The following is an 11411-nucleotide window of genomic DNA, read 5'->3' as shown; positions in this document are numbered from 1 at the left end:
TCCCTCGCCGCTGCCGGCCCTCCACCACGCGATGTGGGCCGTGCGCGATCTGCCGGCGCGCGAAAAGCAGGCCTGGGCAAAGATCTTCGAGTACTACGTATTCGGTCCGGGTGCGCGTGCAGGACAGCACCTGCCCGACGCTGCCCGGGGCGACCTGGCACCGTTCGACGAGACGCAGGCGCGCCGCATGCGCGCCCAGCTGCTGGCTCGACTCAACCGCTGATGAGGGCACCGCATTGAACGTGGCGAACACAACCGAAGGGCGTATCCGCAAGGTCGTCATCGCCGGTGGCGGCACCGCAGGCTGGCTGGCCGGCTGTGCGCTGGCGCACCAGTTCCGCGACCAATTGGACATCACCCTGGTGGAGTCCGAGCAGATCGGCACGGTGGGTGTCGGCGAGTCGACCGTGCCGCCCATCCGTGCGTTCCACCGCTTTCTGCAGATCGACGAGCAGGAGTTCCTGCGCGCCGTTGCCGGCACGTTCAAGCTCTCGATCTCGTTTGAGAACTGGCGTCGACCCGGCGATCGTTTCATCCATCCGTTCGGCACGATCGGGCAGGGAACCCTGGCCACGCCGTTCCACCACTTCTGGCTGGACAGCCTGCGCCGCGGCATGCCGTCGGAACTGGGTGACTTCTGCCTGGAAAGCGTCGCCTCGCGCGGCGACCAGTTCTCGCTGGATACCCAACCCCGGCTCAACTACGCCTATCACTTCGATGCCGGGCTGTATGCCAAATTTCTGCGACGCAAGGCCGAAGGGCACGGCCTGCGACGGGTGGAAGGCAAGATCCGCGAGGTCAAACAACACGCCCATGACGGCTCCGTCGCGTCACTGGTGCTGGAGGATGGGCAGGTCATCGAGGGCGACCTGTTCATCGACTGCACGGGATTCCGCGGCCTGTTGACCGAGCAGACCCTGCAGACCGGTTATGAGGACTGGCACGAATGGTTGCCCAGCGATCGCGCTGTTGCGGTGCAGACCGAGTCCATCGCGCCGCCGGTGCCCTACACCCGTGCGATCGCGCACGAAGCCGGGTGGCGATGGCATATCGCGCTCCAGCACCGGGTCGGCTGCGGGCTGGTGTTCTCCAGCCGGCACATGTCCGATGACGAGGCGCAGGCCAAGCTGCTGCGTGACGTCGATGGCCCGCCGCTGCGGGATCCGTGGCTGGTTCCGTTCCGCAGCGGACGTCGCCTTAAGGCGTGGAACAAGAACGTGGTGGCGCTCGGGCTCGCCAGTGGCTTCATCGAGCCGTTGGAGTCGACCAGCATCCACCTGACCATCAGTGCCGTGGTGCGGCTGATCCAGCTGTTCCCGTTCGACGGCGTCAGCCCGACGCTGATGGCGCTGTACAACGATGTCAGCCGGCAGGAGATGGAGCATGTGCGCGACTTCATCATCCTGCACTACCACGCCAACCAGCGCGACGAGCCGATGTGGAAAGCCTGCCGTGAGATGGCGCTGCCCGAGTCGCTCGCGATGCGGCTGCGCGCCTGGCGCGAACGTGCCCATGCCTGGCAGGACCCCGGTGAGCTGTTCCGTGTGGAGTCCTGGACCAGCGTGTTGATGGGGCAGGGGATTGCGCCGGGTCCTGCGCACCCGCTTGCACGTGCCATCGACGATGCGGATCTGCGCACGCTGTTGGCGCGGATCCGGCAACCGGTGCAGCACGCCGTCGCGACGATGTCCTCGCAGGCCGCGTTCATCGATCGCTACTGCAAGGCTGCGCAGGACGTATGGCCACGGGCCTCAGCCCTGGCATAGCAGAACAGCATGCTGCTGCCTGGAAATGGTAGCGCTACCTTCATGTGGGGACGGAGTGGGAAACATGGAACTGGTTGCCGGAATAGATGCAGGTACGCAAAGTCTCAAGGTCGTGGTGTACGACCCTGCCGGGCGCCGTCTGGTTGCCAGCACCAGCGCGCCCCTGGACCTGGCGTCCGCCGCCGACGGCAGCCGTGAACAGCAGCCGGCCGAGTGGGTGGCAGCACTTCATAGCTGCTTCGCTGCGATTGATCCCAAGGTCCGATCCCGTATCGCCGCGCTGGCGGTCTCGGGCCAACAGCACGGCTTTGTACCCGTCGATGCAGCCGGGGAGGTCCTGGCGCCGGCCAAGCTGTGGTGCGACACCAGTACCTCGGCCGAGTGCGTGCAGATCATGGACGCACTCGGCGGCACGGCGCGCACCATCGCACTGGCCGGCAACCCTGTCCTTACCGGCTATACCGCCTCCAAACTGCCGTGGACCAAGACGCATCGTCCCGAGGTCTACGCGCGGCTTGCCACCATTCTGCTGCCGCACGATTACCTCAATTTCGTGTTGACCGGCCAACGCTTCTGCGAATACGGCGATGCGTCGGGGACGGGCTGGCTGGACGTGCGAACCCGCACCTGGTCGACCGAACTGCTGCGCGCGACCGATTCGCAACGCGACCTCGCCGCCTGCCTGCCGCGCATTGCCGCGCCCGAGGAGGTGTTCGACATCGACCCGACCACGGCGGCGGCCCTGGGGCTGCCCGCGACGGTGAAGGTCGCCGTTGGCGGGGGCGACAACATGATGGCGGCCATCGGCACCGGTTGCGTCGTGCCCGGCCGCCTGGCGATGAGCCTGGGTACCTCGGGCACCCYGTTCGCCTATTCGGACACGCCCGTGGTGGACCCGGAGGGGGCGTGGGCTGCGTTCTGCTCGTCCACCGGCGGCTGGCTGCCGCTGATCTGCACGATGAACTGCACCGTGGTGACCGAACAGGTCGCCGACGCCTTCGGCTTCAGCACCCGCTTTGGCGATGGGCACCTGCGGGCCACGCCGCCCGGCGCCGACGGGCTGGTGATGCTGCCGTTCCTCAATGGCGAACGCACGCCGGACCTGCCCCTGGGCAAGGGGGTGCTGGCGGGCCTGGACACGACCAACATGACCCCGGCGCACTTCTACCGCGCGGCCATGGAAGGGGCCACGTACAGCCTGAAGTACGGCTACGACGCCTTTGTGCGCGCGGGCATGCAGTTCGACCGCATCGTGCTGACCGGTGGCGGCAGCAACAGCGCGCAGTGGCGGCAACTGGTGGCCGATGTGTTCGGCCTGCCGGTGGACGTGCCGATCCAGTCCGAAGGCGCGGCGTTCGGTGCAGCACTGCAGGCCCTGTGGGCGCTGGGTCACGCGCGCGGCGACGCGACCTCCATCGCCGAGCTGACCGACCGGCACGTTGCCGTCGATCCGCTGCAGTCCGCACAGCCGGACCCGACGCGTACGCACGCCTACGCCACGGCCTATGCACGTTTCCTGCGACATCTCGACGCCCTCATGCCGCTGTATCGCGGCTGATCCCCTTTTTCGCGACACCTCGCACAACGGAAGGAACACGCACCATGAGCAATCAGCCCTTCATCGGCGCCAAGACGTACTTCCCCGGCATCGGCCGCATCCCCTTCGAAGGCCGGGGCTCGGACAACCCGCTCGCGTTCAAGGTGTATGACGCCAAGAAAGTCATCGGTGGCAAGACGATGCAGGAACATCTGCGTTTCGCGGCCTGCTACTGGCACACCTTCTGCAACGCCGGGCATGACCCCTTCGGTCCGGGCACGCGTCATTTTCCCTGGGAGGTCGGCTCGCCCATGGCGACTGCCGAGGCGAAGGTGGATGCGGCGTTCGAATTCTTCACCAAGCTGGGCGTGCCGTACTGGTGCTTCCACGATATCGACCTGGCGCCGGATGCCGACGATGTCGGCGTGTACGAAAAGAACCTGAAGCACATGGTGGGCCTGGCCAAGGCCCGCCAGGACGAGACCGGCGTGAAGCTGCTGTGGGGCACGGCCAACCTGTTCTCGCACCCGCGCTACATGAATGGTGCGTCGACCAATCCGGATTTCGCCGTGGTGGCGCGTGCGGCGGTGCAGGTGAAGGCGGCGCTGGAGGCGACGGTGGAACTGGGGGGCGAACACTACGTGTTCTGGGGTGGCCGCGAAGGTTATGCCTCGCTGGTGAACACGCAGATGAAGCGCGAGGTCGACCACCTCGCGCGGTTCCTCGKCATGGCGCGGGACTACGGCCGCAGCATCGGCCTGAAGGGAAACTTCCTGATCGAGCCCAAGCCGATGGAGCCGATGAAGCACCAGTACGACTTCGACAGCGCCACCGTCGTCGGCTTCCTCAAGGAGCATGGCCTGGACAAGGATTTCAAGCTCAATATCGAGGCGAACCACGCCACGCTCTCCGGCCATACGTTCGAACACGACCTGCAGGTTGCCTCGGACCACGGTTTGCTGGGCAGCATCGACGCCAACCGCGGCAACGCGCAGAACGGCTGGGACACGGACCAGTTCCCGACCGACCTGTACGACACGGTGGGCGCGATGCTGGTGGTGCTTCGGCAGGGTGGGCTGGAAGGTGGCTTGAACTTCGACGCCAAGTTGCGTCGCGAATCCACCGATCTCGAGGATCTGTTCATCGCCCACATCGGTGGCATGGATGCGTTCGCGCGAGGGCTGGAAGTGGCCCACGCACTGCTGAACGACTCGCCCTTGGAACAGTGGCGAAACGCGCGCTACGCCAGCTTCGACAACGGTCCCGGCAAGCAATTCGCGGGAGGCGCGCTCAGCCTCACGGATCTGGCCGCATTGGGCGCCAAGGGCGGGGAACCCAGCCAGATCAGCGGCAAGCAGGAGCGCTACGAGAACCTGCTCAACCAGTACCTGCTGCGCTGAGCGTGACCGCTCGCAGCGATGACACCCAACCGGGGAGGGGCAGGGCAATGAACCAGGCAATGAGCGGCGGGGAGAACACCCGACTGATTGTGTTGATCAGCGTGGTGGCGACGATTGGCGGATTCCTGTTCGGGTTTGACAGCGGCGTCATCAACGGCACCCAGGACGGCCTGCACCAGGCGTTCAGGTCCGGCGAGTGGATGCAGGGGTTCGAGATCGCCTCGATGCTGTTGGGCTGCGCCATCGGTGCCTTCAGCGCCGGCCGGCTGGCCGACAGCCTGGGACGGCGCAACGTGCTGATCGTGTCGGCGGTGTTGTTCCTGCTGTCGGCGATCGGCGCGGGCGCGGCGTCCTCTTCGGTCATGTTCATCCTCGCGCGGGTGATGGGGGGCTTTGCCGTGGGGGCGGCCAGCGTGATCTCGCCGGCGTACATCGCCGAAGTTGCGCCGGCGCGTTACCGGGGCCGTCTTGCCACGGTCCAGCAGATCGCCATCATCAGCGGCCTCACCGTCGCGTTCCTGTCCAACTATCTATTGGYGGCCACCGCCGGTGCCTCGACCGAGGCGCTGTGGTGGGGGCACGCGGCGTGGCGGTGGATGTTCTGGATGCAGGCGGTGCCCTCGCTGTTGTTCCTGGCGCTGTTGCTGACCATTCCCGAAAGCCCGCGCTACCTGGTGGTGAAGCGCCGCAAGGACGAGGCGCTGCACGTGCTTACGCGGCTGTTCGGTGGGGCGGAGGCGCAGGCCAAGCTTGCCGAGATCGACGCCTCGCTGTCGACCGACCACCATCGCCCGCGGCTGTCGGATCTGCGCAACAAGGTGACCGGCCGGATCCGCCCGATTGTCTGGGTCGGCGTCGGCCTGGCCATCTTCCAGCAGCTGGTCGGCATCAACGTGGTGTTCTATTACGGCGCCGTGCTCTGGCAGGCGGTCGGCTTCTCCGAAAACGACGCACTGCTGATCAACGTGCTGTCCGGTGCGCTGAGCATCGGCGCCTGCGTGGTGACCGTGCTGCTCATCGACCGCATCGGGCGCAAGCCGCTGCTATGGGTCGGCTCGGCCGGCATGGCAGTGTCATTGGCGCTGTTGGTGGTGGCATTCGCCAGCGGCTCGCTGGTGGACGCCCGCCTGCAGCTGCCCGGGCACATGGGCACGCTGGCGCTGGTGGCGGCCAATGCCTACGTGGTGTTCTTCAACGTCTCCTGGGGCCCGGTGATGTGGGTGRTGCTGGGTGAGATGTTCCCCAACCAGATCCGTGGCTCGGCGCTGGCCGTGGCCGGTGCGGCGCAATGGACCGCGAACTTCGCCGTCACGGTGACGTTCCCCATTCTGCTGGCCGCCATCGGGCTGGCGGCGACGTACAGCATCTACCTGGTGGCGGCCATCATCTCGGTCGTCTTCGTGCTCAAGTATGTGCACGAAACCAAGGGCAAGGAACTGGAGCAGATGGAAGGATGAACACGATGACCAATCCACGCCTTACCCGCACCCACCGTGGCGTGCTGCTGGCCGCGCTGATGCTGGCCCTGGTTGCCTGCGGGAACGAAGACAAGCCCGTTGCCGCCGCGCCGGCCGACCCGGAGCCGTGGCCGCAGGTCGCCTGGCCGCTGGCCGAGGACGCCGCGCTGGAGAAGCGCATCACCGACCTGATGGCCACACTGACGGTAGAGGAGAAGGTGGGCCAGCTGGTGCAGGGAGATATCGCCAGCATCACGCCCGATGACCTCCGCAAATACCGGCTCGGCTCGATCCTGGCCGGCGGCAACTCCGACCCCGGCGGCCGCTACGATGCCGCGCCTGCCCAATGGTTGGCGCTGGCCGATGCGTTCTACGAGGCGTCGATGGATACCTCGCAGGGCGGCAAGGCCATTCCGGTGCTCTTCGGCATCGATGCCGTGCACGGGCAGAGCAACATCATCGGCGCAACCCTGTTCCCGCACAACATCGGCCTGGGCGCCGCGCGGAACCCGGAACTGCTGCGGCGGATCGGTGAAATCACCGCGCTGGAAACCCGGGCGACCGGCATGGAGTGGGCCTTCGCGCCAACCGTGGCGGTACCGCAGGATGACCGCTGGGGGCGCACCTACGAGGGGTATTCCGAATCGCCCGAGGTGGTGGCCAGCTATGCCGGCGCGATGGTCGAGGGCCTGCAGGGCAAGGTGGGCTCGCCTGCGTTCCTTGACGGTCGGCATGTGATCGCCTCGGTGAAGCATTTCCTCGGTGACGGCGGCACTGCCGATGGGAAGGACCAGGGCGACACCCGGATCAGCGAGGCCGAGCTGGTGCGCATCCACGCCGCCGGGTATCCGCCGGCCATCGCGGCCGGCGCGCAGACCGTGATGGCGTCCTTCAACAGCGTCAACGGCGAGAAAATGCACGGCAACAAGCCGTACCTGACCGATGCGTTGAAGGGCCGGATGCATTTCGGTGGTTTCGTGGTGGGCGACTGGAACGGCCACGGGCAGGTCAAGGGCTGCACCACCACCGATTGCCCGGCCACCATCAACGCGGGCCTGGACATGGCCATGGCGTCGGACAGCTGGAAGGGCTTCTATGAGACCACGCTGGCCGCGGTGATGAAAGGCACCATCCCCCAGCAGCGCCTGGACGATGCGGTGCGCCGGATCCTGCGGGTCAAGCTGCGGCTGGGGTTGTTCGAGGCGGGCAAGCCGTCGTCGCGTGCGGTCGGTGGGCAGTTCGCGCTCGTCGGTGCACCCGCGCATCGAGACGTTGCACGCCAGGCGGTGCGCGAGTCGCTGGTGCTGCTGAAAAACCAGGGCGGTGTGCTGCCGCTGTCGCCGAGGCAACACATCCTGGTTGCCGGTGACGGGGCCAACGATGTCGGCAAGCAGGCCGGCGGCTGGACACTGAACTGGCAGGGCACCGGCACCACCCGAAAGGATTTTCCGAACGCGGACACCATCTTCGAAGGCATTGCGCAGCAGGCGAAGGCCGCCGGCGGCCACGCCGAGCTTGCAGTGGACGGGACGTACGCGACCAAGCCGGATGTCGCCGTGGTGGTGTTTGGGGAAAATCCCTATGCGGAGTTCCAGGGCGATCTGCCGACACTGGCCTACAAGCCGGGAGACGATGCCGACCTTGCCCTGATCAAGCGACTGAAAGCTGACGGCATTCCGGTGGTCGCGGTGTTCCTGAGCGGGCGCCCGTTGTGGGTCAACCGGGAGATCAATGCCGCCGATGCGTTCGTGGCCGCGTGGCTGCCCGGGTCGGAAGGCGCCGGCATTGCCGACGTGCTGCTGCGTGGGCCGGACGGCCGCGTGCAGCACGACTTCAAGGGCAAGCTCAGTTTCAGTTGGCCGCGCACGGCAACGCAGTACGCCAACAACGTCGGGCAGAAGGACTACAACCCGTTGTTCGCCTTCGGCTTCGGCCTGACCTACACCGACAACGGCGATCTGGCCGCGCTGCCGGAGGTCTCCGGCGTCACCGGCAACGAAGGGGCGGTGGGTGTGTTCTTCGCGCGCGGCGATGCCGGGTCCGGCATGGCCCTGCGGCTGGAGGGCAGCACGGGGCAGGGCGTGACCGTCACCAAGGTGCCGGAATCCCTCGAGGGTGGCCTGCTGAATGTCACCGGCGTGGATCACCTTGCACAGGAAGACGGTCGCCGGCTGGCGTGGACGGGCAAGGGGGAAGCGGTGGCCGCGCTGCAGTCGCACACGGCGCTGGACCTGCAGCGCGAGAGCAACGGTGACCTGATGCTGTTGACCACGCTGCGGGTTGAGACTGCACCCCAGGGCGAGGCATGGTTGGCGGTGGGCTGCGGCACGGGTTGCTCGGCACGCGTTGCGCTGGGGCCGACGCTGGCAAAACTGCCTGTGGGCCAGTGGACGCGCGTGGGCGTGCCCTTGAAGTGCCTGGCGGCGGCTGGCGCGGATGTCGGCAAGCTGGACCGCCCCTGGTCCATCGGGACGGCGGGCGCGATGACGCTCTCGGTGTCACGCGTCGCCCTCGGCGCGTTGAACGAAGCGGAGGCCACCGTCGCATGCCCGGGCGCGTGACGATGCGTCGTGCGCCCTCAGCGCCTGGGCGGGCGCGCGACCGAGTCGCGCACCACCAGCCGGTGTGGCACGACGTGGTCGGTCAACACGCGGGTCTGGTCGCGCTTGCGGCGGATGGTGCGCAGCAGGATATCGATGGCGGCGTCGGCCATCGCGGCGATGGGTTGATGGATCGTGGTGAGCTCGGGCCAGACGGTTGTTGCGGCCGAGGTGTCATCGAAACCCACCACCGACAGGTCACGGGGCACCTCCAGGCCGCGGCGGTGTGCGACGGAGATCGCCGCCGCGCCCATGTCGTCGTTGCTGGCGAAGATCGCGGTCGGTGGCCGAGGGTGGGACAGCAGCGCTTCGGTGGCGGCAAGCCCCGAACGGTAGGTGTAGTCGCCCTGCTGGACGAGGCCGGTTTCGACCTGCAGCCCGGCCTCATGCAGGGCGGTGACAAAGCCATCGTAGCGACGCGCGCTCGCGCTCAGGTCGTTGCGGCCGCGGATGAAGCCGATGCGACGGTGACCGTGCTGGATGAGGTGTTCGGCCATCTCCTTGCCGGCGTGGAAGTCGTCGATGCGGACGCAGGAAATATCGTCACTGAGGTGACCCGATGCGATCGCCACCACCGGGATGCCCGCTTTGACCAGTTCGGTCACGGCCGGCTGCGATTCGCACAGCGGGGGCGGCAGAATGACGCCATCCACGCGTCCGTCCAAGGCACGCGCAGCCTTGCGCTCGGCGTCGGGGTCCAGGTTGTCCCAGTAGTGGATGACCAGCTGGATGGCCGCGTTGGACGCCACCCGCAGCAGGCCGACCAGCAGCTCACGCAGATAGGCACCGCTGGGATTGGTGTAGATCAACGCAATGCGCGTGTGGTGTGCGGCGGCCAGCGAACTGGCGGCCAGGTTGGGCGTATAGCCGAGTTCACGCACCGCGCGCATGACGCGTTCGCGGGTGTCATCGCGCACCTTGCCCTGGTTGATCGCCCGCGACACGGTCATCGGCGATACCCCGGCCAGGGCCGCCACCTCGTCGATCGTCACACCGCTGGCTTTGCGGCGGACCGACTTCTTCGGCTTGTCCAATTCGCGCTCCCGTTCTTCTTTTTGACGCTGTCGCAGCCAAAGCACGTCCGGAGCTTACAAGGTTTGCCGTCCACGCTGCGGCTGCGTTCAAGTGTCGCGCGGTGTCATTGGATGCTCGGCGCAGCAGTGGCGCTGTTTGCCTGCGTGGGCAACGTGCGCGCAGAGGATGGGTACGCGCTCTGGCTGCGCTACGCCCCCGTCGAACCCGCGCGCGCGGCCGACGCCCGCATGCGCTTGGCAGAGGTGGTGGCCCCTGACAGAACGCCCACGCAGCGTGCCGCGCGCGAGGAGCTGGGGCGTGGTCTGCGGGGTCTTACGGGCAACGCTCCCCGGATGCAGGGTGTGGCTGCAACCAACGCTTCGCTGGTGCTCGGTACACCGCAGTCGTCGACACTGATCGCGCCATTCCGCGAAGAGATTGAATCGCTCGGCGATGAAGGCTACCTGCTCCGGCGCGCGCGCATTGACGGGCGCGACGTGCTGCTGGTGGCCGCACGCCGCGATATCGGTGTCCTGTACGGCGTGTTTCATCTGCTGCGACTGCTGCAGACGGGCGCGTTGCCGGACGCGCTTGAGGTGCGCGAATCCCCCCGTCTGYGGCTGCGCTTACTCAACCATTGGGACAACCTCGATGGTCATGTCGAACGCGGCTATGCCGGCCGCTCACTCTGGGATTGGCAGACGCTGCCGGAGTGGCGCGACCCGCGCTATACCGACTATGCGCGTGCCAACGCCTCGCTCGGCATCAACGGCACCGTGCTGAACAATGTAAACGCGAGCGCACAGAGCCTTGCGCCGGCGTATCTCGCCAAAGCCGCCGCGCTGGCAGACGTGTTCCGGCCGTACGGCATCCGCGTATACCTGAGCGCGCGCTTCAGCGCGCCCATCGAGCTGGGCGGGCTGAAGACAGCCGATCCGCTCGACCCGGACGTGCAACGTTGGTGGCGCGACAAGGCTGACGAGATCTACGCGCGCATTCCCGATTTCGGTGGCTTCCTGGTCAAGGCCAATTCGGAAGGACAGCCCGGACCGCAGGACTATGGCCGTTCGCATGCGGACGGCGCCAATCTGCTGGCTGACGCGCTGGCACCCCATGGCGGCGTGGTCATGTGGCGCGCCTTCGTCTACGCGCATGAGGTGCCCGAGGACCGCGCCACGCAGGCCTACACCGAGTTTGCCGGCCTGGACGGTGATTTCCGCCCGAACGTGATCGTGCAGGTGAAGAACGGTCCCATCGATTTCCAGCCGCGCGAGCCGTTCCATCCGCTGTTCGGGGCCATGCCGCGCACGCCGTTGATGATGGAAGTCCAGATCACCAAGGAGTATCTCGGCTTTGCCACCCATCTGGTGTACCTGGGGCCGTTGTACGAGGAGGCGCTGCAGTCCGACACCCACGCCCGCGGCGAGGGCTCCACGGTGGCAAGGTCGCTGACCGGCATTGCCGGCGTCGCCAACCTCGGCAACGACCGGACCTGGAGCGGGTCGCACTTCGATCAGGCCAACTGGTACGCCTTCGGTCGTCTCGCCTGGAATCCGGATCAGTCCGCCCGCGACATCGCGACGGACTGGGCGGCCATGACCTTCGCGCCGGATCCTGCGGTGGTGGCGCCCATTGTC

General features: G+C 67.0%; 7 protein-coding genes and 1 pseudogene. 7 read left to right on the top strand and 1 reads right to left on the bottom strand.

Annotated elements, in window-relative coordinates; all coding sequences use genetic code 11:
* The 6 genes and pseudogenes from ACXJKH_RS07835 to ACXJKH_RS07810 all read left to right on the top strand — a co-directional run.
* A pseudogene (locus tag ACXJKH_RS07835) lies at positions 1 to 223 on the top strand (cupin-like domain-containing protein); the annotation flags it as partial.
* Between the two features lie 13 nt (positions 224 to 236).
* Positions 237 to 1766 carry a tryptophan halogenase family protein gene (locus tag ACXJKH_RS07830; protein WP_457319002.1) on the top strand — a complete coding sequence of 510 codons (1530 nt, stop codon included), beginning with the start codon at positions 237 to 239 and terminating at the stop codon, positions 1764 to 1766.
* Positions 1767 to 1830: 64 nt separating this feature from the next.
* Positions 1831 to 3324 (top strand): xylulokinase, encoded by a 1494-nt coding sequence (gene xylB, locus ACXJKH_RS07825; RefSeq protein WP_457319001.1) that lies wholly within the window; start codon positions 1831 to 1833, stop codon positions 3322 to 3324.
* Positions 3325 to 3368: 44 nt separating this feature from the next.
* Positions 3369 to 4703, top strand: coding sequence for a xylose isomerase (gene xylA / locus ACXJKH_RS07820; RefSeq protein WP_457319000.1), 1335 nt, complete (start codon positions 3369 to 3371; stop codon positions 4701 to 4703).
* A gap of 47 nt (positions 4704 to 4750) precedes the next feature.
* Positions 4751 to 6160, top strand: a complete 1410-nt coding sequence (locus ACXJKH_RS07815) for a sugar porter family MFS transporter (RefSeq protein WP_457318999.1) — start codon at positions 4751 to 4753, stop codon at positions 6158 to 6160.
* Positions 6157 to 8721 carry a glycoside hydrolase family 3 N-terminal domain-containing protein gene (locus ACXJKH_RS07810; RefSeq protein WP_457318998.1) on the top strand — a complete coding sequence of 855 codons (2565 nt, stop codon included), beginning with the start codon at positions 6157 to 6159 and terminating at the stop codon, positions 8719 to 8721. Before ACXJKH_RS07815 ends, ACXJKH_RS07810 begins: the two co-directional genes overlap by 4 nt.
* 17 nt (positions 8722 to 8738) lie before the next feature.
* Here the strand turns inward: ACXJKH_RS07810 and ACXJKH_RS07805 are convergent, their stop codons facing one another.
* Entirely contained in the window at positions 8739 to 9794 is a 1056-nt protein-coding gene (locus tag ACXJKH_RS07805; RefSeq protein ID WP_457318997.1) for a LacI family DNA-binding transcriptional regulator, read from the bottom strand.
* A 111-nt stretch (positions 9795 to 9905) separates the two neighbouring features.
* On the opposite strand from ACXJKH_RS07805, the gene ACXJKH_RS07800 reads away from it, so the two are divergent.
* The coding region (locus ACXJKH_RS07800; RefSeq protein WP_457318996.1) for an alpha-glucuronidase family glycosyl hydrolase at positions 9906 to 11411 on the top strand (1506 nt) is incomplete at its 3' end.

It is taken from the genome of Stenotrophomonas sp. P5_B8 (assembly GCF_054049855.1).
This window is presented reverse-complemented; position numbering and strand designations above follow the sequence as displayed.

Excerpts from the sequence above, each read along its gene's own strand:
- ACXJKH_RS07810 (WP_457318998.1), top strand. The coding sequence starts at position 6,157 with ATGAACACGATGACCAATCCACGCCTTACCCGCACCCACCGTGGCGTG.